Origin of the sequence: Dongia sp., assembly GCF_041905885.1 — a bacterium.
GTDB lineage: Bacteria > Pseudomonadota > Alphaproteobacteria > Dongiales > Dongiaceae > Dongia.
Genome location: NZ_JAYRKD010000031.1, coordinates 25869 through 47855, shown reverse-complemented (window position 1 = coordinate 47855; position 21987 = coordinate 25869). Strand labels below are relative to the sequence as shown.

Annotated in this window: 18 protein-coding genes; all 18 read right to left on the bottom strand. The window is 67.3% G+C overall.

Features of this window, described 5'->3' with window-relative positions:
• Entirely contained in the window at positions 1–2247 is a 2247-nt protein-coding gene (locus ACH2CY_RS23740) for a xanthine dehydrogenase family protein molybdopterin-binding subunit (RefSeq protein ID WP_395022217.1), read from the bottom strand.
• Between the two features lies 1 nt (position 2248).
• On the bottom strand, positions 2249–2710 hold the full coding sequence (locus tag ACH2CY_RS23735; protein ID WP_395022215.1) for a (2Fe-2S)-binding protein: 462 nt from the start codon (positions 2708–2710) through the stop codon (positions 2249–2251).
• Between the two features lie 526 nt (positions 2711–3236).
• Positions 3237–4949, bottom strand: coding sequence for a cell division protein FtsZ (gene ftsZ / locus ACH2CY_RS23730; protein ID WP_395022212.1), 1713 nt, complete (start codon positions 4947–4949; stop codon positions 3237–3239).
• Between the two features lie 33 nt (positions 4950–4982).
• Entirely contained in the window at positions 4983–6239 is a 1257-nt protein-coding gene (gene ftsA / locus ACH2CY_RS23725) for a cell division protein FtsA (RefSeq protein ID WP_395022211.1), read from the bottom strand.
• Between the two features lie 46 nt (positions 6240–6285).
• Positions 6286–7188 carry a cell division protein FtsQ/DivIB gene (locus ACH2CY_RS23720; RefSeq protein WP_395022210.1) on the bottom strand — a complete coding sequence of 301 codons (903 nt, stop codon included), beginning with the start codon at positions 7186–7188 and terminating at the stop codon, positions 6286–6288.
• The gene (locus ACH2CY_RS23715) at positions 7176–8105 is read right to left on the bottom strand and encodes a D-alanine--D-alanine ligase (protein ID WP_395022208.1); all 930 of its coding nucleotides are present in this window, start codon (positions 8103–8105) and stop codon (positions 7176–7178) included. The genes ACH2CY_RS23720 and ACH2CY_RS23715 overlap by 13 nt, the downstream gene beginning before the upstream one ends.
• Positions 8102–9046, bottom strand: coding sequence for a UDP-N-acetylmuramate dehydrogenase (gene murB, locus ACH2CY_RS23710; protein WP_395022206.1), 945 nt, complete (start codon positions 9044–9046; stop codon positions 8102–8104). Before murB ends, ACH2CY_RS23715 begins: the two co-directional genes overlap by 4 nt.
• A gap of 8 nt (positions 9047–9054) precedes the next feature.
• The gene (gene murC / locus ACH2CY_RS23705; protein ID WP_395022204.1) at positions 9055–10482 is read right to left on the bottom strand and encodes a UDP-N-acetylmuramate--L-alanine ligase; all 1428 of its coding nucleotides are present in this window, start codon (positions 10480–10482) and stop codon (positions 9055–9057) included.
• On the bottom strand, positions 10482–11576 hold the full coding sequence (gene murG / locus ACH2CY_RS23700) for an undecaprenyldiphospho-muramoylpentapeptide beta-N-acetylglucosaminyltransferase (RefSeq protein WP_395022203.1): 1095 nt from the start codon (positions 11574–11576) through the stop codon (positions 10482–10484). Before murG ends, murC begins: the two co-directional genes overlap by 1 nt.
• On the bottom strand, positions 11573–12700 hold the full coding sequence (locus tag ACH2CY_RS23695) for an FtsW/RodA/SpoVE family cell cycle protein (RefSeq protein ID WP_395022202.1): 1128 nt from the start codon (positions 12698–12700) through the stop codon (positions 11573–11575). The genes murG and ACH2CY_RS23695 overlap by 4 nt, the downstream gene beginning before the upstream one ends.
• Positions 12697–14088 carry a UDP-N-acetylmuramoyl-L-alanine--D-glutamate ligase gene (gene murD, locus ACH2CY_RS23690; protein ID WP_395022201.1) on the bottom strand — a complete coding sequence of 464 codons (1392 nt, stop codon included), beginning with the start codon at positions 14086–14088 and terminating at the stop codon, positions 12697–12699. Before murD ends, ACH2CY_RS23695 begins: the two co-directional genes overlap by 4 nt.
• 2 nt (positions 14089–14090) lie before the next feature.
• Entirely contained in the window at positions 14091–15176 is a 1086-nt protein-coding gene (gene mraY / locus ACH2CY_RS23685) for a phospho-N-acetylmuramoyl-pentapeptide-transferase (protein ID WP_395022246.1), read from the bottom strand.
• Between the two features lie 18 nt (positions 15177–15194).
• A complete protein-coding gene (locus tag ACH2CY_RS23680; RefSeq protein ID WP_395022199.1) occupies positions 15195–16646 on the bottom strand; it encodes a UDP-N-acetylmuramoylalanyl-D-glutamyl-2,6-diaminopimelate--D-alanyl-D-alanine ligase in 1452 nt (483 codons plus the stop codon).
• Complete coding sequence (locus tag ACH2CY_RS23675) at positions 16643–18130, bottom strand: UDP-N-acetylmuramoyl-L-alanyl-D-glutamate--2,6-diaminopimelate ligase (RefSeq protein WP_395022198.1); 1488 nt, start codon at positions 18128–18130, stop codon at positions 16643–16645. The genes ACH2CY_RS23680 and ACH2CY_RS23675 overlap by 4 nt, the downstream gene beginning before the upstream one ends.
• Entirely contained in the window at positions 18117–19985 is a 1869-nt protein-coding gene (locus ACH2CY_RS23670) for a peptidoglycan D,D-transpeptidase FtsI family protein (protein WP_395022197.1), read from the bottom strand. Before ACH2CY_RS23670 ends, ACH2CY_RS23675 begins: the two co-directional genes overlap by 14 nt.
• Positions 19986–19995: 10 nt before the next feature.
• The gene (locus ACH2CY_RS23665; RefSeq protein ID WP_395022196.1) at positions 19996–20520 is read right to left on the bottom strand and encodes a hypothetical protein; all 525 of its coding nucleotides are present in this window, start codon (positions 20518–20520) and stop codon (positions 19996–19998) included.
• The gene (rsmH, locus tag ACH2CY_RS23660; protein ID WP_395022195.1) at positions 20517–21455 is read right to left on the bottom strand and encodes a 16S rRNA (cytosine(1402)-N(4))-methyltransferase RsmH; all 939 of its coding nucleotides are present in this window, start codon (positions 21453–21455) and stop codon (positions 20517–20519) included. Before rsmH ends, ACH2CY_RS23665 begins: the two co-directional genes overlap by 4 nt.
• On the bottom strand, positions 21452–21910 hold the full coding sequence (gene mraZ / locus ACH2CY_RS23655; RefSeq protein ID WP_395022194.1) for a division/cell wall cluster transcriptional repressor MraZ: 459 nt from the start codon (positions 21908–21910) through the stop codon (positions 21452–21454). Before mraZ ends, rsmH begins: the two co-directional genes overlap by 4 nt.
• Positions 21911–21987: the final 77 nt, after the last annotated feature.

The window sequence follows — 21987 nt, the reverse complement described above, 5'->3', positions numbered from 1 at the left end:
TCACACGAAGTCGATGAACTTGTTGAACGGCATCTCGCGAATGCGCTTGCCGGTCGCGGCGAAGATGGCATTGGCGAGTGCGGGTGCTGCGGGCGGCACGGGCGGCTCGCCCAGGCCCCTGACCGTGTAGTCGTTCTCCAGCCCGCGCACTTCGATCACCGGACACTGATACATGCGCATGCCTTCGTGGTGATTGTAGTTGGTCTGCTGCACGGCCCCGTTGGCATAGGTGAGCTCGCAGTTCATCGCATGGCCGAGGCCCCAGACGATCGAGCCCTGGACGTTGTTCTCGAAGTTGACCGGATCCACGATCTTGCCGACATCGGCCGCCACCCAGACCTTGTCGATCTTGATTCCGGCATCGGTCATGGTCACTTCGACGATCTCGGCGACCGCGGTGCCGAAGGATTCGACGAAGGCCACGCCGCGGCCCTTGCCGTTCCCCAGCGGCCCCTTCCAGTCCGCCATTTCGCCGACCGTTTCCAGGAGCTTTCGGTAGATCGGAATCTTGCAGAGGTCGATCCGTGCCTTCAGCGGGTCGAGGCCTGCCGCGTGAATCAATTCGTCGATGAAACTCTCGGTAAAGAAGCCGTTGGCAGAGGCGCCGACCGATCGCCAGGTGGTGACCGGCGACAGCCCCTGCACCTCGTAGCTCGCCGAGCGGTAGTTCGGGATGTCGTAGTAGACGTTCCAGATGCCGACCGCCAACTGGGTGTCGGGATCCTTCGAGACCGTCCCCATCCTTTCCAGCAAGCCTTTGAACGGCGTGGTCGACGCCACCTGGACATCGGCGGCGACGATCTTGCCGTCCTTGACGCTGCCTCGATACCGGCCCATGGCGATCTGGCGCGGAATATCCTGCAGGAAGTCCTGCTCGCGCGAGAAGATGAGCTTGACCGGCGTTCCCTTGAGCTGATTGGCGATCTCGGCGAGCACGCGCACGTTCTCGAACTCGAGCCGGTGCCCGAAGCTTCCGCCCATCCATTCGTTGTGGAAGGTCACCTGCTCGGGCTTGATGCCGATCGCCTTCGCGGCGATCTGCTGCACCGCCTGCGGCGATTGATGCCCGACCCAGATTTCCATGCCCTGGTCGGTGACAATGCCGATGCCGCTGAGCGGCTCCAACGGCGCATGGGCGACATAGGGGGCGCGATACTCCGCCTCCACCAGCGTGCCGTCCTTCAGCCCGGCTTCGACATCGCCGTCGTTGCGCCATTGCTTGCCGAGGAACTTCGGATCGAAGGAGGCGCCCAGGGTCTTCCAGTGCTCGGCTTGCTCGGCCGGGTACTTGGACGGCTCCCACGCGCATTCGACCTGCTCGGCCGCCTTCATGGCGTACCAGCTGTTGGTCGCGATCACCGCGATACCATTCGAGATCTTGAGGATCTTCTGGACCCCCGGCATCTTCTCCGCCTTGCCCGCGTCGTAGGACTTGATGGGCTGGCCCTTGTTCGGGTTGAGCTGGACGGCGGCATAGACCATGCCGTCCATCGTCCGATCGATGCCGAACTTCATCTCGCCGGTGACTTTCGGGCGGATATCCAGCCGCTCCATCGGCTTGCCGATCAACCGCCATTGCTGCGGGTCGCGCAGCGAGACATCGGTCACCGGCGGTATCTGCGCCGCCTCGGCGGAGAGCGCGGCATAGGCGATCTTGGTGCCATCCGGCAGGATCACGTTGCCGGCCTCGGTCTTCAGATCGGCGACCGCGACGCCGCTGCGCTTGGCGGCGGCGGCCTTCAGCGTTTCCCGAGCGACCGCGCCCGCCATGCGCAGCTTGTCGTAGGTGTCCGGGATCGTGCTGGAGCCCCCGGTCATCTGCAGGCCGGACTGCTTCAGCCATTCGAGTGCCGCGGCCCGCGCCTTCTCGGCTTCGGGACTCTGATCGGGCGCCATGAAGGGCGCAAGCTCGTGGGCGAAGCCGGTGTTGTAATAGGCGGGGCTCGGCCCCGCGAACCTGACCTCGAACTGGCCCGGCTCGAGGTCGAGCTCCTCGGCGATCATCATCGTCTGGATCGAACCGACGCCCTGGCCTTTGTCGGCGTGCTGGGCGATCAGGACGATCTTGTCCGGGCTGATCTCGACCCAGGGATTGAAGGTCACCGATTGGGGGTCGAGGCCCACGGCGAGTGGGTTGGGCGCGGCTGCCTCTTGCGCCCGGCCATAGGACCCGAAGGCCACACCGCCGGCAACGGCGACCGAGCCGAACACGAAGGTCCGGCGGGAAAGACGCGGCATCTCGCCCATGTTACGCCCCTCCCATTTTCGCGGCGGCGGTGTGGATGGCCGCGCGAATGCGTTCATAGGTGCCGCAGCGACAGAGATTGCCGGACATGACCTGGTTGATCTCGTCGTCGGATGGATCGGGGATCAGCGTGAGCAGCGAGATCGCCTGCATCATCTGGCCGATCTGGCAGTAGCCGCATTGCGGCACCTGATGCTCGATCCAGGCCTCCTGCACCGGGTGCAGCTTGCCCTCGCCGACGGCTTCGATCGTGGTGACGGACTTGCCCGTCACGTCCCCTATCCGTGCCTGGCAGGAGCGAACGGCTAGACCGTCCACCTGCACCGTGCAGGCCCCGCATTGCGCAATCCCGCAGCCATATTTCGGACTGGTGATGCCGAGTTCATCGCGCAAGACCCAAAGCAGAGGCATCTCGGGGACGACATCCACCTGATGCTTGATTCCGTTGACAGTCAGCTCGAGCATGCGGACCACTCCCGTTGGGTTGCGTTGCTGTTGGCAGAGACTGACGAGATCCTGCTCGACCGAACCGGCGCTTGCGCGTGACGAAGGCGCGCCAGGTTGGGCGAGTTAAGCTAGAAAATCTGTCGAGATGGGACGCCGAGAGAGCTGCGGCGACAGAGATCGAAGAACGTCCCGGCGAGAATTATTCCGGCCACCGTCCCGCGCGTCAACTGTTGCCGCATCGCCACGGCTGGGTTCTGGCCATTGCAAGCGCGTGAGCGGCACGCCCGCGTTCACGACGCGCCGACCTCGGCTGATTTTCCATGACGGATTCAATGCCGTAGCGCGGAATGGATCGACGTGCGACCCATTCACCCGCGTTGGTGTTGAATAACGCAATGTCGGGGTGAGTGCGAAACGCGGCCCCGACGCCACATGGCGTGTCGTGCCCAAAAGAAACGCCCGGCATGCGACAGCACGCCGGGCGAGTTTTAGGAGGCACCTGGGCCCGGGAGCAAGCTCCCGGGGTAGAGCGGTCAGAAGACCGTTAGTTCGCCTGCCGGCGCAGGAAGGCCGGGATGTCCAGCAGATCCTCTTCGGCCCGCGGCGCCGCGATGCGGTCGCTCGGGTCGAGGTTCAGCATCGGCTGGGCCGCCGGCGCTTCGACCCGCGGCTCGACGCGCTGCGGCTCGCGCACCTGGACTCGCGGCGCCTGGGCCGGCGCCTGGGCCCGCGGGGCTTGCGCGGCCGGCTGCGCCGGCATGGACTGGCCGGCCACGGGGTGACCGGTGAGGCGCGAGGTCATCTTCTCAAACAGGCTCGCGCCGCGACGGGCCGGCTCACCATGCTGGGCCTGACCACGACCGGCTTCCATCGCCTGCGGGGCGATGAACGGACGGTCGTCGATCGGACGCTCGGCCGGACGGGCGACCGTGGTCGCCCGCTGCAGATGCGCCATCTCGTCCTTCACCACCGGCGGGCGGGCCGGCTGGGCCTGGAGCGCGGTCGCACCGATGCTGGCGGTCGTCATGCCCATCGGAGCACCAGCCTGCGGCGTCATCATCGGACGCGGCGCCGCGGCCTGGGCGACGATCGGGGCGGCCGGAGCATGCGCCACGATCGGGGCCGGCTGGTAGGTCGGCATCGGCGCGGCTTCCATGCGGGCGATGCCGCGGTCTTCCGCGACCGACGCGATGGTCGGGGCGGCATAGGCCGCCGGCATCGGCGCCGGGCTGCTGGCGACGACGCTCAAGCTGACGCCGCCGGTCTGGCTCGGGCGCTGCTGCTGGGCGACCGCCTCGATGCCCGTGGCGACAACCGAGATGCGGATCTTCCCGTCGAGCGACTGGTCGAAGGTCGAGCCGAAGATGATGTTGGCTTCGGGATCGACCTCGTCGCGGATCCGGTTCGCGGCCTCATCTACCTCGAACAGGGTCATGTCCATGCCGCCGGTGATGTTGATGAGGACGCCGCGGGCGCCCTTCATCGAGACTTCATCCAGCAGCGGGTTGGAGATCGCGGCCTCGGCGGCGGCGATCGCGCGATTCTCGCCGGTCGCCTCGCCGGTGCCCATCATCGCCTTGCCCATCTCGCCCATCACCGCGCGGATGTCGGCGAAGTCGAGATTGATCAGGCCCGGCATGACCATGAGGTCGGTCACGCCGCGCACACCGGAATAGAGGACCTCGTCCGCCATCTTGAAGGCGTCGGCGAAAGTCGTCTTCTCGTTGGCGACCCGGAATAAATTCTGGTTCGGGATGATGATCAGCGTATCGACGTATTGCTGCAGCTCCTGGATGCCCGACTCGGCGAGCCGCATGCGGTGCGCACCCTCGAAGTGGAAGGGCTTGGTCACCACGCCGACGGTCAGGATGCCCTGCTCGCGGGCAATCTGCGCCACCACGGGAGCCGCACCGGTGCCGGTGCCGCCGCCCATGCCGGCGGTGATGAAGGCCATGTTGGAGCCGGCCAGCTGGTCGGCGATCTCGCGGACCGCTTCCTCGGCCGCGACGCGACCGACGTCAGGACGCGCACCGGCGCCGAGACCCTTGGTCGTGCTGGAACCGAGCTGGATGCGCCGCTCGCACATGCTGCCCTGGAGCGCCTGCGCGTCGGTGTTGGCGATCAGGAACTCCACGCCTTCGAGCTGGGCGCGAATCATGTTGTTGACCGCATTGCCGCCGGCGCCACCGACGCCGATGACGGTGATGCGCGGCCGGATGTCGAACGGATCCGACGGAATCGAGAGATTGAGTGCCATGTAGTGCCTCCTAAGAGTTTTGATGGTCGTTGATCAGAAGTTTTCTTTCAACCAAGAACCAAACCGTCCGAAGAGTCCGGACGAAGATTCGTGCTGGGAACGGCTTGGTTTCAGGCTTTCAGGCTCTGCTTGCAGTGCGTAGTTCAAGAGACCGGAAGCGGTCGCGAAGGCCGGGCCGCCGGTCGAATCGGCCAGACCATGAATGCGAATCGGGCGGCCCATGCGGACCTGCTTGTCGAGAACGAGTGCAGCAAGCTCTCTGACGCCGCCGAGCTGACTGCCGCCGCCGGTCAGGACGACGCGGCGTCCGGCGATCTTGTCGAAGCCCGAAGCTTCGAGTCGGCTGCGCACCAACTCGAAGGTCTCTTCGAGCCGCGGCTGCACGATGCCGATCAGGATCGAGCGCGGGATCGGGTTGGTGATGCCCGCTTCCTCCTCGCCGACCTGGGGAACCTGGATGATCTCGCGCTCATCCGCGGGTGTGGCCAGGCAGTTGCCGTAGAGGGTCTTCATGCGTTCGGCATGGGCCAACGGGGTCGAGAGGCCGCGGGCGATGTCGTTGGTGACATGGGAGCCGCCGATCGCAATCGAATCGGTGTAGACCACATGGCCGTCGAAGAAGACCGCGATCGAGGTGGTGGCAGCGCCCATGTCGATCACGGTGACGCCGAGGTCCATCTCGTCCTCGACCAGGGTAGCGAGGCCGGAGGCGTAGGGCGAGACCACCAGGGCCTTGATCTCCAGATGGCAGCGGGTGACGCAGTTGGTGAGATTGCGGACCGCGCCGGCCGCGGCGGTGACAACATGCATGTCGACCCCGAGCCGATCGCCGAACATGCCGCGCGGGTCGCGGATGCCGCGCGAGCCGTCGATGGTGTAGCCGACCGGGATCGAGTGGATGAGGCGCCGCTCGACGCCGCCGTTGATCTGCGCGCCCTGCATCAGGACCCGCTGCAGGTCATGGTCGCCGATCTCGCGTCCCGAGAGCGGCACCTCGACACCGATGGTCTGCGAGGCAGGATAGCCGCCGGAGAGGTTGATCACCACGTCGGTGATCGTCTCCTGCGCCATCTGCTCGGCGGCATGGACGGTGGAGAGCACGGCCATCTCGGCCTGCTCCATGTCGATGATCGCGCCCTGGCGCACGCCGCGCGAGATCTGGTGGCCGATGCCGACCACGTTGGGCTTCCCATCGTCGGCCAAGCGGGCGATGAAGCAGCAGATCTTGCTGGAGCCCACATCGACGGCGGCGATCAGGCCGTTCTTGGTCACAATCCGCGGCTTCTTCATCGCAGCTCCCCCAAATCCCACTCGCGTTCCATGTTCATCCCCGAACTCACGTCTCGTTGCTCTTGGCCGGCGTCGCCGGATCGACCGCCGGCTGCGGATGGCCCTGCCGCACGACGACACGGTCCGGCTGGCGGAGGTCGACCACGGTCACGTCCTTGTCCAGCAGGTTGTCCTGCCGGTTGAGGTCGGCGAAGTGCCGCCAGGCCTCGAGCGCACCTTGCTCCGGCAGCTTCACATCGACGTCGTTGTCCATGCGGATGTTCCAGCGGCGCTTGCCGACCAGCACCGCGGCGGTCACGTGCGTCCGCAATTCCGGTTCCTGCGCCAGGATGTCGAACAGGTCCTGCGCCCTCTTCGGCGCATCCTCGCCGACGATGATCAGCAGCTTGGCGTATTTGCCGAGATTGGCGGTCTCGATCACCGCGCCCTCGCGGCTGACCAGGAACAGCTTCTGGCTCCTTTGCCAGAGCGCCATCGGCTCGGCCTCGGTCACGGCGACGATGAGCTGGTCGGGGAAGCGGCGCTCGACGCTGGCGGTCTCGATCCAGGGCAGGTCCTTGAGACGCTGGCGCACGCCGTCGATGTCGATGCCGAGGATGGGATCGCCGCGATTGGCCTGAACCGCGGCGAGGATGTCGGCGACTGCGGTCTCGCCGCGGCCCTCGACCCGGACCTCGCGCAGCGCGAAGCCCGAAGCCGCCGTGGTCTTCAGGATGCCGGCATGCGTGGCCTCGATCGTCGCCGTGATCCAGCCGCTGGAGACCGCCCAGTAGATCGGGGCCGCCACCGCCAGGGTGCCGATGGTCACCGCCGCCCAGCGCATGAAGCGGCGGGTGCTGGCGCCATGGACATGCGGGCGCAGCTCGTCCTTCTTCGGCGCGCGCGAACCAGCGGGGCCGAAGCGCGGGCCGGACTTCGGCGTGACGTCGATCGCTTTCACTCGTCCCATGCGGCGTGCTCCACCATCCAGCTCACCAGTTCGGGATAGGAGATCCCGAGATGGCGGGCTTGTTCCGGAACCAGGCTCAGCGCGGTCATGCCGGGCTGCGTGTTGATCTCGAGCAGATAGAGGCCTTCGATCGCGTGGCCGTTCGGCTTGCTGTCGTCGAAGCGGAAATCGGCGCGGGCGACGCCGCGGCAGCCGAGCGAGCGATAGGCGGTCTGCGCCATCTGCATCGCCGCGTCATAGACATGCTTGGGCAGCGGCGCCGGGCAGAGATGCTCGGTCATCCCATCGGTGTACTTGTTCTTGTAGTCGTAGAAGCCGGACTTCGGCCGGAGCTCGGTCACCGCCATGGCCTTGTCGCCCATGACACCGACCGTGAGTTCGCGGCCGGGGATGTAGCGCTCGCAGAGCACGTGATCGCCGAACGGCCAGTCGATGCCGGCGAAGGGATTGGCGTTGTCGCCCTGCTTGATGATGTAGACGCCGACCGAGGAGCCTTCATTCGACGGCTTCACCACGTAAGGGCGCGGCAGCGGATCGCCCTTGAGGATCTCCGCCTTGGTGAGCTGGATGCCTTCGGGGCAGCGCACGCCGTTGGCGGCGAAGATGCGCTTGGCCACCGGCTTGTCCATCGCCATGGCCGAGGCCATCACGCCGGAATGGGTGTAGGGCAATTTGAGCAGGTTGAGCAGGCCCTGGAAGTTGCCGTCCTCGCCGAAGCGGCCGTGCAGCGCGTTGAAGACCACGTCGGGCTTCTGTGCCAGTAGGCGGTCGATCACCTCGCGGATATCGCCCCGGACGTCCAGCGTATGGACTTCATAGCCGGCTTCCTGCAGCGCGGCGGCGCAATTCGCGCCGGAAGCGAGCGAGACTTCCCGCTCCTTCGAATAGCCGCCCATGAGGACCGATACGCGCTTCATGCTTCACTCTCTGTCTTGACGCGAAGCGGCGAGTCCCCCGGCACGCCGACGCGTTTGATTTCCCATTGGAGATCGACGCCGGATTGCGCCTTGACGCGCCGGCGCACCTCTTCCCCCAGGCCTTCCAGATCGGCGGCGGTGGCGGTGCCGGTGTTGATCAGGAAGTTGCAATGCTTCTCCGAGACCTGCGCGCCGCCGATCACAAGACCGCGGCAGCCCGCGGCGTCGATCAGCTCCCAGGCCTTGCGGTGCGGCGGGTTGGTGAAGGTGCTGCCCCCGGTGCGTGCGCGGATCGGCTGGCTCTCGGCCCGCGCGTTCTGGATCTCGGTGATGCGCGCCTGGATCGCCTGCGCGCTGTCGGCGCGGCCCTGCAGCTCGGCGCCGATGAAGATCCAGTCGGGATCGACGGCACTGTGGCGATAGGTGAAGCCGAGCTCGTCCTTCGAAAGCTTGTGCAGCCGGCCATGCGGGTCGAGCGCGGTCGCCGCGGTCACCGCCGCCGCCATGTCGCTGCCATAGGCGCCGGCATTCATCCGCAGCGCCCCGCCGATCAGGCCCGGCACGCCGGAGAGGAATTCAAGGCCGGCGATGCCGGCGTCGCGCGCCGCCAGCGCGACATTGAGGTCGAGCGCCGAGGCACCGGCCGTGACCGTGGTGCCGGTTGCGCGCACTTCGGCGAAGGCGCGCCCCAAGCGGATCACCACGCCGGGGATGCCGCCGTCGCGCACCAGCAGGTTGGAGCCGACGCCGAGCACGGTGACCGGCACGCCATCGGGCTTGCGCGCGAGGAAGCCCTGCAGGTCCATGAGGTCGACCGGCTTGAACAGGACTTCCGCGGCGCCGCCGACCCGGAACCAGGTCACGTTCGCCAGGCTGGCGCCGGCGGTCAGGCGCCCCCGGACTTGCGGCAGGCGTTCGATGAGCGGGCGTTGCTGTGTCATCAGGGCCCTCATTCCGCCGCTCCCCGCGTTGCGAACTCGGCTTCGAGCTCCGCGGGCAGGGATTGCGCCCAATAGGTGATCGAGCCGGCGCCGAGGCAGACCACCAGGTCGCCCGGCCGCACCATGGGCGCGATCTGCCGCGCCAGACCCTTCGGGTCCGGCATGTATTCGACATGGCGATGGCCGCGCTCGCGCATGCCCTGCACCAGCGCCTCGGCATTGACGCCATCGATCGGCGGCTCGCCGGCCGAGTAGACGTCGGCCACCAGCACGACATCGGCATCGTTGAAGCAGGTCGCGAAACCGTCGAACAGCGAATGCAGCCGGGTGTAGCGGTGCGGCTGGACCACGGCGATGACGCGGCCGCGGCTGGCCTGGCGCGCCGCGGTCAGCACCGCGGCGATCTCGACCGGGTGATGGCCGTAGTCGTCGATCACGGTGACGCCGCGCGCCTCGCCGGTCTTGGTGAAGCGGCGCTTGACGCCGCCGAAGCCGGCAAAGCCGTTGCGGATGGTGTCGTCGGCGACGCCCATCTCATGGGCGACGGCGATCGCCGCGAGGCTATTCTGGACGTTGTGCTGGCCGACCATCGGCAGCTTGACGCCGGCGATCTCCTTCCGGCTGCCGCGGTAGCGGTCGGTGATCACGACGCGGAACTGCGAGCCGTCTGGATGCATCGTGAGATCGGTGGCGCGCACGTCGGCCTGGGGCGAGAAGCCGTAGGTGACGATGCGCCGGTCGATCAGCTTCGGGATCATCGCCTGCACCACCGGATGGTCGATGCAGAGCGCGGCGAAGCCGTAGAACGGGATGTTCTCGACGAAGGTCTCGTAGGCACGGTTCATCGCCTCGACCGTGCCGTAATAGTCGAGATGCTCCGGGTCCATGTTGGTGACGATGGCGATGGTCGCCGGCAGCTTCATAAAGCTGCCGTCGCTCTCATCGGCCTCGACCACCATCCAGTCGCCGGCGCCCAAACGCGCGTTGGTGCCGTAGTTGTTGATGATGCCGCCGTTGATGATGGTCGGGTCGAAGCCGCCGGCCTCCAGCAGGGCGCCGACCAGCGAGGTGGTCGTGGTTTTGCCGTGGGTGCCGCCGATCGCGATCGACCATTTCAACCGCATCAGCTCGCCCAGCATCTCGGCGCGGCGCACCACGGGGAGCAGGCGCGCGCGGGCGGCGAGCACCTCCGGGTTGTCGGGCTTCACCGCCGAGGACACGACCACGACCGCCGCGTCGGCGAGGTTCTCGGCGCGGTGGCCGATCTCGATCTGCACGCCGCGCTCGCGCAGGCGCTTGGTGTTGTAGGAGTCTGCGAGATCGCTGCCGCGCACCTTGTAGCCGAGATTGTGCAGGGTCTCGGCGATGCCGCTCATGCCGATGCCGCCGATCCCGACGAAGTGGATGACGCCGATATCGAGGGGAAGTGCCCGCATCAGCGCGCCTCCCCCGCCACGCTTTCGACCACATCGGCCAGCCGCTCGGCGGCGTCGCTGCGCGCCAGGCCGCGGGCATTCTCGGCCGCGCGCTGCAAACCCTCGCGGTCGGTCAGGATCGCGGTCAGGCGCTGCGCCAAGGCCTGCGGCGAGGCGTCATTCTCATCCAGCACCCAGCCGGCGCCCTTCTCGCCGAGCGAGCGAGCATTGGCGCGTTGGTGGTCGTCGATCGAATTGGGCAGCGGGATCATCAAGGCCGGGCGGCCGCAAGCCTCGATCTCCGCGACCGAGGAGGCACCGGACCGGCACACCACCAGATGCGCCCATGCATAGCGCGCCGGCATGTCCTTGAAGAACGGGCTGAGCTCGGCGTCGAGCCCCATGTCGCGATAGGCCTTGGTCACGTCCTCGACGTCTTCGCGGCGCACCTGCTGCACCAACTTCAGGCGGTTGCGCAGTTCCTCCGGCAGCAGCGCGATCGCCGGCGGCGTCACGCGCCCGAACACCCGGGCGCCCTGGCTGCCGCCGAAGACCAGCAGGTTGACCGGCCCGCCGGCGCTCGGCGCGGCATAGGCCGCGATCTCGGAGACGGCAGCGCGCACCGGGTTGCCGGTGACAATCTTCTTCGCGGCCGGCAGCACTTCGGTGAAGCGCACGTGCTCGAAGCTCAGCGCCACGCGGTTGGCGCGCTTCATCAGCACGCGGTTGGCACGGCCGGCGACGGCGTTCTGCTCGTGCACGACGGTGCGGATCTTGCCCCATTGCGCGGCGAGGATCGGCGGCAGGGAGGGATAGCCGCCGAAGCCGACCGCCACGGTGGGCTTCAGCCGCTTCAGCAGGCCGCGCGATTGCAAGAAGCCGAGCATCAGTCGCCCGTAGTTGCGGGCGCGCGTCGTGACGCCCTTGCCGGCGATGCCGCCCGAGGCGATGCGGTGCACCGGCACGCTGGCAAGCTTGCCGGCAAAGCCGGTGCCGCGCTCGTCGGTGACGAGATCGACCGCGAAGCCGCGGCCGAGCAGCGCGCCGGCCAAAGCTTCCGCCGGGAAGAGATGTCCGCCGGTGCCGCCGGCTGCGAGGAGAATGCGCGCCGTCATACGTCCTGGCTCCCCGGGAAACGCTTGCGGGTGAGCGCCAGCATCATGCCGACACCCAGGGCAATGGCGACAATCGACGAGCCGCCGTAGGAGATGAACGGTAACGTCATACCCTTTGTCGGCATCAGGTGCAGGGTCGAGGCCATGTTGACCACCGCCTGCAGGCCGAAGCTGGTGACCAGGCCGGTCGTCGCCAGCAGCACGAAGAGATTGGTCTCGCTCAGCATGCGCAGCAGGCTCCTGAGCACGATGAAGGCGAACAGCGCGACGATGATGGTGCAGACCACCATGCCGAATTCCTCGCCGGCGACGGCGAAGACGAAATCGGCATGGGCGTCGGGGATGGTCAGCTTCACCGTGCCGCCGCCGGGGCCTTGGCCGACCAGGCCGCCATGGCTGAAGGCTTCGAGCGCGCGGTCGATCTGGTAGGTGTCGCCGGTCGAGGGATCGAGGAACTGGTTCACGCGATCGGTCACGTGCGGCAGCATCATGTAGGCGCCGATGAGACCCGCGACGCCGGCGCCGACGATCGACGCCACCCAGAAGATCGGCAGGCCGGCGACGAAGAATTGCGCCGCCCAGGTCGCGGTGATGACCACGGTCATGCCGAGATCCGGCTGCTTGATCAGGATCAGGACCGTCAGGAGGTAGGCGCCGATGCTGATGAGATTGCCGGGAATGCGCTGGCCTTCGGTGCGCTGCAGCGCGAACATCCAGGCGGTGAAGATCGCGAAGCAGGGCTTCAGGAACTCCGAGGGCTGCATCGAGAGCGGGCCGACCGAGATCCAGCGCGTCGCACCCTTGATCTCCATGCCGGAGCCCAAGGTGAGCGCGGTCAGCGCCAGGAAGAAGAAGAAGAACACCACGCCGACCCGGCGCACTTGGCGCGGGGTCAGCACCGAGACCGCGATCAGCACCGCCGCCGCGGCCGGCAGCATCATGTAGTGGTGGCGCACCAGGTAGAAGCTGTCGAGGCCGATGCGGGTCGCGACCGCGGGGCTCGCCGCCAGCACCAGGATCGCGCCGACGAACATCAGCGCGATGACGGCGGCCAGGGTCCAGCGGTCGACGGTCCACCACCACTGGCCGAGTGCCGAACGGTCGGTGCGGGCAAAGCCGATCATGCGGCCCCCTTGGCTTGAAGGGTTGCCACGATCTGGCGGAAATGGTCGCCGCGCTCTTCGAAGTCGTTGTACTGGTCGAAGGAGGCGCAGGCCGGCGAAAGAAGCACGACCGGGCTTTGCGCGGCGTCCTTTTTCGCGTCCGCCGCGGCCTGGGCGACGGCCTGGTCCAGCGTGCCGCTCTGCGTCGCCGTGACGGCGCCGCCGAGCTGCTTGCCGAACGCCTGGGCCGCTTCGCCGATCAGATAGGCGCGACGGATACGCGGATAGAAGCTCTCCAAGCCGGCCAGCCCGCCTTCCTTCGGCTTGCCGCCGGCGATCCAATAGATGTTGTCGTAGCAGGCGAGCGCTTTCGCCGCGGCGTCGGCATTGGTCGCCTTACTGTCATTGACGAAGCGGATGCCGTCGATGGTCGCGACCAGCTCCTGGCGATGCACCAGGCCGGGATAGGTCTTGAGCCCCTCGACGACCTCGTCAATGCCCAAGCCCAGCGCCCGCGCCGCGGCATAGCAGGCGGCCGCGTTCTGCCAATTGTGCTGGCCGGGCAGCCGCGCAACGGCGTTGAGATCCAGGATCTCGATCGGCTTCCCGCCGATCGCATCGACCAGCATTCCGTTCACCGCGGAGACACCGCCTTCGACCGCTCGTTCGGCGGAGACCCCGATCATGCGCCGCTTGCGCTCGGCCTGCAGCGCAGCGAACATCTGGCGGCAGGGCGCGTCATCGAGGCCGATGATGCCGATGCTCGAACCGCCCTTGGGGCGCATGATCATCTTCTTGGCGGCGACATAGCCTTCCATCCCGCCGTGGCGGTCGAGATGGTCGGGCGTGATGTTGAGGAGCATCGCCACGTCCGAAACCGGGCTCGGCGTGATCTCCAGCTGATAGGACGAGAGTTCCAGCACATAGATGCCGCCGCCGCCCAGCGCCGGCAGGCCGAGCACGGCTTGGCCGAGATTGCCGCCGACCGCGACGTTGCGGCCGGCCGATTTCAGGATATGGCCGAGCAGAGTCGTGACCGTGGACTTGCCGTTGGTGCCGGTGATGCCGACGACGCGGGCCTTCGGCTCGGCGCGGTGTAGCAGCTCGATGTCGCTGATCAGCGGCAGGCCGGCGGCCTTGGCCGCGGCCGCGACGGGATTGGGCTTCGGGAAGGTGGTGGGGATGCCGGGGCTTATCACCAGCGCGGTCGCCTTCGACCAGTCCGCTTTGTGGAGATCGGCCAGCAGCGGCTCGGGCACGTTGGCGCGGGCTTTCTCCGCGTCGTCCCAGGCCCAGACGATGGCGCCGGAATTGTGCAAGGCCTCGACCGCAGCCAGGCCGGAACGGGCGAGGCCGAGCACGGCCACCACCTTGTTCGCGACGTCGGGGATGCGGATCGGACTGGCCATCGTCACCTCAGCTTGAGCGTTGCGAGGCCGATCAGCGCCAGCACTGCGGCGATGATCCAGAAGCGGATGACGATGGTTGGCTCGGCCCAGCCCTTTTTCTCAAAGTGATGGTGCAGCGGCGCCATCATGAAGACGCGGCGGCCGGTGGTCTTGAAGCTCACCACCTGCACCACGACCGAGACGGTCTCCAGCACGAACAAACCACCGATGATGGCCAGCACCAGCTCATGCTTGGTGATGACACTGATGGCGCCCAAGGCGCCGCCCATCGAGAGCGAGCCGGTGTCGCCCATGAAGACCATGGCCGGCGGCGCGTTGAACCAGAGAAAGCCCAAGCCTGCGCCGCAGAGCGCGCCGCAGAACACCGCAAGCTCGCCGGTGCGCGGCACGAAGTGGAGCTGCAGGTATTCGGCGAAGACCGAGTTGCCGACCAGGTAGGCGATCAGCGAGAAGCAGGCGGCGGCGATCATCACCGGCACGATCGCCAGGCCATCGAGACCGTCGGTCAGGTTGACCGCGTTCGACGCCCCCACCATCACGAAGGCGGCGAAGGGGATGAAGAACCAGCCGAGCGGGACCAGCACCTCTTTCAGGAACGGCACCGCGAGGCCGGTCGAGAGCGGCGCCGGCGTGAGCAGCATCGCGCAATAGGCGGCGATCAGGCCGATCAGGCCCTGGGCGATCAGCTTGAAGCGGCCGGGCAGGCCCTTGGTGTTGCGCTTGGTCAGTTTCAGGAAGTCGTCGCCGAAGCCGATCATGCCGTAGCCGATCGTCACCAGCAGCACGATCCAGACGAAACCGTTGGTGAGATCCGCCCAGAGCAAGGTGGTGATCGCCGCCGAGATCAGGAACATGAGGCCGCCCATGGTCGGCGTGCCCTTCTTGGTCACGAGATGCGATTGCGGCCCGTCGTCGCGGATCGGCTGGCCCTCGCGCTGCAGCCGCTTCAGCACGCGGATCACCATCGGACCGATCAGCAAGGTCAGGAACAGCGAGAACAGGATCGCCGCACCGGTGCGGAAGGTCAGGTAGCGGAACAGGTTGAAGATTCCGCCGTCCTCCGCCAGTGGTGCCAACAGGTTATAGATCACGTGCGACTCTCCCCTTCAGTCGCCGTTGGCGGCTTTGGGCCGCTTGACGGTGGCCTGATCGACCGCGCGCAAGGCTTCCACGATCGGCGCCATGCGCGTGCCGAGCGAACCCTTCACCAGCACGACGTCGCCCGAACGCAAGGACCCCAGCAGCGGCTGGATCACCGCGGTCGATTCCCCCCAATGCCCGGCGCGGATCTTCTCCGGCAGGACCGCATGAAGCTCCTGCATGATCGGGCCGACCAGAAACACGTGATCGACGCCCGAGGCGACGAGGTCCGGCATCAGCTCCCGGTGCAGCATCGGCCCGCTGCTGCCGAGCTCGCGCATGTCGCCGAGCACGGCGATGCGCCGCCCATTGCCCTCGGGCTGAGAGGCGGCGAGCAGCGACAGGGCCGCGCGCACGGAGGCCGGGCTCGCGTTGTAGGATTCATCGAGCAGCGTGATCGGGCCGGAGACCAGCATCAGCGTCTCGCGGGCGCCGCGACCCTTAAGCGCCGCCAGTCCCCCCAAGGCCGCCGCGGCGGTCGCGAGGTCGAGACCCAGCGCCTTCACCGCGCAGAGTACCGAGAGGCTGTTCTTCGCCTGGTGCAGGCCGGGGAGGCCCAGCGCGTAGTTCACCCGCTGGCCCATCACCTCGGCGGTGACGCGGCTGCCGATCGGCGAGACCACGCAGTCGATCAGCTTGGCGTCGCCGGCATCGCTGCCGAAGGAGAGGATGTGGGCGATCCCGCGGCGCCTGGCATGCGCCACCAGCCGGTCGTAATGCGGGTTGTCACGCGGCAGCACCACGGTGCCGTTCGCGTCCATGCCGTCCATGATCTCGGCCTTGGCGTCGGCGATCTCGGCCACCGACGGGAAGAACTCGATATGCACCGCCTCGACCGTGGTGATGATCGCGAGCTCGGGCTTAACCAGCTTGGACAAGGGCGTGATTTCGCCCGGGTGGTTCATGCCGAGCTCGAACACGCCGTATTCGGTGTCACGCGGCATGCGAGACAGCGACAACGGCGCGCCCCAATGGTTGTTCAGGTTGCCGACGCTGGCATAGGTGCGGCCGAAGGGCGCCAGCGCCGCCTTCAGCGCTTCCTTGGTGCTGGTCTTGCCGACGCTGCCCGTGACCGCCGTGAACTTCGCCGGCGTGCGCGACCGCGCGGCGGCGCCGAGATCCGCCAAGCCCTGCAAGGTGTCCTCGACCACCACGACCGGCATGTCCGCCGCCATGCTTGAACCCAGGGGGCCTCCCGGCAGGCGATCGACCAGCGCGCCCGCCGCACCGGCGGTCAGCGCGCCGGCGACGAAGTCGTTGCCGTCGAAATTGGGGCCGTGCAAGGCGACGAAGAGATCGCCTTGGGCGATCTTGCGGCTGTCGATCGAGACGCCGTCGGCGCTGAAGCGCTTGCCCGCGCGCCCGTTGGTGGCGGCGGCGATCTCGGCCGAGGTCCAGAGTGCGCGCGCCTCGCTCATCGCGCAGCTCCAAGCTCTGTGACCACTGAACGCGCGACGGCGCTGTCATCGAACGGGTGCTTCACCTTGCCGATGATCTGGTAGGTCTCGTGGCCCTTGCCGGCGATCACCAGCAGGTCGCCCTTTTTCAACTCGCCGATCGCAACCTTGATGGCCTCGGCCCGATCGCCGATCTCGACGGCGGAGGGCGCGCCGGCCAGGATCGCGGCGCGGATCTTGGCCGGATCCTCGCTGCGCGGGTTGTCGTCGGTGACGATGACGCGGTCGGCGAGCTTGGTCGCGATCTCGCCCATCTGCGGCCGCTTGCCGGGATCGCGGTCGCCGCCGCAGCCGAAGAGAACGAACAGCCGGCCTTCGGCATGCGGCCGCAAGGTGGTCAGCACCGCTTCGAGGCCGGCCGGCTTATGCGCGTAATCGACATAGATCGAGGCGCCGGAGGGCGTCGTCGCCACATGCTCGATCCGGCCATGCACGCCGGAGACATTGGCGATCATGCCGACCGCCTTCTCCGCATCGGCACCGGTGCCGATGACGAGACCCAAGGCCGCCAGCAGATTCTCGGCCTGGAAGATGCCGACCACCGGGAAGGTGACGGTGTGCCGCTTGCCCAGCACTTCGAGCTCCAGGGTCTGGCCATGGGCGCCTGGCGTCTGCTTCAGCAGCTTGATCTCGGTTCCGCTCCTCCCGAAGCTGATCAGCCGCAGCCCGCGGCGCTTGGCGATCTCGCGCACCTTGGCCGCCGGCTCGATATCGGCATTGACCACCGCGGCGGCGCCGGCCGGGAGCAATTCCTCGAACAACCGCAGCTTGGCGGCGAGATAGGCTTCCATCGTCGGGTGATAGTCGAGATGGTCGCGCGAGAGATTGGTGAAGGCCGCGGCGGCGAGCTGCACGCCGTCCAGCCGATACTGGTCGAGGCCATGGCTGGAGGCCTCGATCGCCAGGTGATCGACATCGGCCCGGCCCAGCTCCGCCAGGATGCGGTGCAGCTCGATCGGATCCGGCGTGGTCAGGGATTCGCCGCGCTCGTAGCCGGGCGCGAAGACGCCGATGGTGCCGAGGCTGCCCGCGCGATGACCGAGCAGCGACCAGAGCTGCCGCGCGAAGACCGTGGTCGAGGTCTTGCCGCTGGTGCCGGTGACGGCGACGACGATCTTCGGCTGGGCGCCGGCGAAGCGCGCCGCCATCAGCGCCAATGCACGGCGCGGATTCGGTGCCATCAACACCGCGACTTCCGACGGCACCGAAATCCGGCTCCCCTCAGGCAGCAGCAAGGCGGCGGCGCCGGCCTTGATCGCGGCCGGCACGAATTCGCGGCCATCGACTTGCGTGCCCGGCAGCGCAGCGAACAGGAAGCCCGGCGCGACTTGGCGGGAATCCGCGGTCATGCCGGCGATCTCGACATCGAGCGGCCCGCTCGCCTTCAGTGCTTCGGCGCTGGCCGCCAGGATGTCGGTCGCGGAGATCAAATCATTCAGCCTCAAGAGGAGCTCCAGGAGCCGCCGGTTCCGCGGCCACCGATTTCGATTCGGCGTCGCCCGTGGCTTTCACCTGCATCACCAATGAATTTGATTTTTTTGAGGCGGGTGAATCGTAATCCGGCACCAGGGCGACCAGCGGGTTCTCTTCCTCGGGCGGCAGCACCGGCATCGGGCTGATGCCCATCAGCGGCGCCATGCGCTCGACGATCGAGCCCACCGCCGGTGCCGAGACCCAGCCGCCGGTTGCGTAGCCATGACTCTTCTGGTTGCCCTTCGGCTCATCGACCATGACCAGGATCGCGTATTTGGGATCGTCCATCGGGAACGCGGCCAGGAAGGACGCGAGGTTGGCATTCTCGGAATAGCGCCCGCCCTTCTCCTTGTCGGCCGTGCCGGTCTTGCCGCCGACCTGGTAGCCGGGCGTGTTGGCTAACTTGCCGGTACCGACCAGGGTCACCAGGCGCATCAGCTGCCGGATCGCGGTCGACGTCTTTTCCGAGACGACGCGATGCCCGTCCGGAACCTCGTTCGCGGTCCGCTTCAAGATCGTCGGCGTGATCAGCAGGCCTTTGTTGATGGTCGCCGACATCGCGGTGACGAGCTGGAACGGGCTGACCGACACGCCATGCCCGTAGGAGACGGTCATGGTGTTGATGCGCTTCCAGTTCTTGGCAGCCGGATACATCGGCATGCCGACTTCCGGCAGCTCGATCGGCGACTTGTCCAGCAATCCGAGCTTCGCCAGGTAGCTCTGCTGCACCTCGGCGCCGAACGCGTCGGCCATCTTGGCCGAGCCGATGTTGGAGGAATAGGTGAAGATCTCCGGCACCGAGAGCCAGCGGTTCTTGCCGTGGAAGTCGCTGATCGTGAAGCGGCTGATCTTGATCGGCTTGCTGGCGTCGAAGCCGTCGCTGATCTTGCAGGTCTTGGAATCGAGCGCGATCGCGGTGTTGAAGATCTTGAAGACCGAGCCCATCTCGAACACGCCGAGGGTCGCACGGTTGAAGCGCGTATCCGCATCGGCCTTGCCGGGGTCGGTCGGGTCGAAGTCCGGCAGCGAGACCAGCGACAGCACCTCGCCGGTCTTGATGTCGGTGACGACGCCGACGCCGCCGATTCCGTTGAAGTCGGCGATCGCGCGCGAAACTTCCTCATGCACGATGTGCTGGATCCGGATGTCGATCGAGAGCTGCAGCGGCCGCTGGCCGCCGGAGAGCAGGTCGTCGAACGAGCGCTCGACGCCGGCCAGGCCGCGGCTGTCCACGTCCGTGAAGCCGACGACATGCGAGGTGAGCGAACCCTGCGGATAGATGCGCTTGGTCTCCATCTGGAAATAAAGCCCCGGGATGCCGAGACGGTTCACGCCATCCTGCTGCTTGGGCGTCAGGTTGCGTTTCAGCCAGATGAAGGTCTTGTCGGTGTCGAGCTTCGCCGCGGTCGAGGCGATGTTGAGATCCGGCAGCACCATGTTGAGCCGCTCGGCGGTGTCGTCCGGATCGCGGATCTGCGACGGGTTGGCGAACAGCGAAGCGGTGGTGAGCGAGGTCGCCAGCACGACACCATTGCGATCGATGATGTCGGCGCGGTCGGCGACCGGCGCCACGCCGGACTTGTGCGCGACCGCGGCATCGGCCTCCTGCGGCAGCAGGGTCACCATGGCGAGCCGCACGGTGATCACCAGGAAGGCGACGCCGAACAGGCCGGCGCCCAGCATCAGCCGGTTATGGCTGGTCTCGAGCACGCGCGACTGCACGCCGGAAAGCTCCGGCTCGATCGCCATCGGGTCGATGACCGGCTGCGGCTGGCGGATGTCGAAGCCGGGCTGCGGGCGTTGCTTGCGGCGGAGCCAGTTCTTCATTGGGCCCCTCTCATTCCTGGGCCTTCTTCATGTCGGCGAGGATGGCGTCGATCACGTCATCGGCTTCGGCTTGCTCGTCGGTCGGCTTGGCCGGCGACTTCTCGTCGGCGTCGGACGCGGTCGCGGTGGAGAAGGTCGCGGCGGTCGCCGTCTTGGGCGAGCCGGCATCCGGTTCCGAGGCCTTCATGCTGGCGAGCAGGGCCGCGGCACCGGCCGCGCCGCCTTCATGCAGGCCGCGCTCGAAGGGCTGGCCCGCCGGCGGGCGCGGCAACAGCCGGTCGAAGCCGGCGATCTGGGTCGGCGTCGCAGGCGCGAGGTCGGTGTAGCGCCGCGCCAGATCGGCGAGGCGCGTCGGGTCGTTCAGGTAGCTCCACTCCGCTTCCAGCACATGGGTGGCGTCGCGGTTGGCGTCGATCTGGCGGTTGATCTGCTTGAGCTCGGATTCCTTGGCGAGCACGCCGAGCTCGACCTGATAGAGGCCGACCCCGATCATGGTGAGGAGTGCGAGCCAGACGAAGGTGCCGAGCCGGATCATGCCGCCACCTTCTCCGCCACGCGCAGCCGCGCCGAACGCGACCGCGGATTCTCCCGAAGCTCGGATTCGGAGGCCGTGATGCCGCCGGCGGCGATCAGGCGGAACACCGGCTTCGCTTCGTCCTGCCGGGCGACCGGCAGATGGCGCGAGCCCTTCGGCGCGGCGCCGGCGCGGTCGCGCAGGAACTGCTTCACCCGGCGATCCTCGAGCGAATGAAACGAGACGACGGCCAGCCGCCCGCCGGGCGCCAGCAGCTGTTCGGCCGCGGCAAGACCGCGATCGATCTCGCCCAATTCGTCGTTCACCGCGATGCGCAAGGCCTGGAAGGTGCGGGTCGCCGGATCGATCTGGTTCGGATTCGGCTTGCCGCCGATGGCGCGGCGCACGATCTCGGCCAGGCGGTCGGTGGTCTCGATCGGCGCCAGGTCGCGGGCGGCGACGATGGCGCGGGCGATGCGGCGCGCCTGGCGCTCCTCGCCGAAGGTGAAGATCAAATCGGCGAGCGGCCGCTCGGCCATGGCGTTGACGAGGTCGGCGGCGCTGGGACCCGCCTGCTCCATCCGCATGTCGAGCGGACCGGAGAAGCGGAAGGAGAAGCCCCGCGCCGCCTGGTCGAGCTGCATCGAGGAGACGCCGAAATCGAAGGTGATGCCGTTGACCGCCTCGACGCCGCGCTCGGCCAGCAGGCGCGCGAGATCGCCGAACCGCCCCTGGATCACATGCAGGCGGCCCGCATACTGCGCGATCAAGGGCGCAGCGCCCTTGATCGCGTCGGGATCGCGGTCGATGGCGAAGACCGTGCAGTTCGCCGCATCGAGCAGCGCGCGGGTATACCCGCCGGCGCCGAAGGTGCCGTCGACGAAGATCGCGCCGTCGGCCGGAAGCAGCGCCTCGATCACTTCTCTGAGCAGGACCGGCTTGTGAAGCGGGCTCATTTGCCACCGCCATTGCCGGGCAGCGTGCGGCCTTTTTCCAGCGCCCGCTTGCGCGCCTCGGCCTTGTAGGCCTCGAGCGCCTCGGGCTGCCAGATCTCGAAAGTATGTCCGCGACCGACGAAGGCGGCGGCCTCGCCGATCGCGGCATGCTGCGCCAAAATCTCGGGCAACATGATTCGTCCCTCGCCGTCGAAGGCGAGTTGCTTGGCGTCGGCGAAGACCGACGCGGTCAGATCGTCATGCTCGTCGGAGAAGAGATCGACCTTGTTCATCGTCTCGGTGAACGCGGTCATCCAGTCCATGCCTTGGCATTGAATGGCGGGGTGCTTGAAGCTCGGGAAGGCGACGATGCCCTGGAACAGCTGGCCCACCAGCGCGGCGCGATAGGGCGCGGGAACGGAAACGCGGCCCTTCCGGTCGACCTTGTTGATGAAGGTATCGATGAACACAGCCATCGACCGCGCACTCACGTTCCGGATTGCCGCCCTCGCCCCCTCGATCGGGACTGTCGGGCTTCAGGGAACGCGCCCCT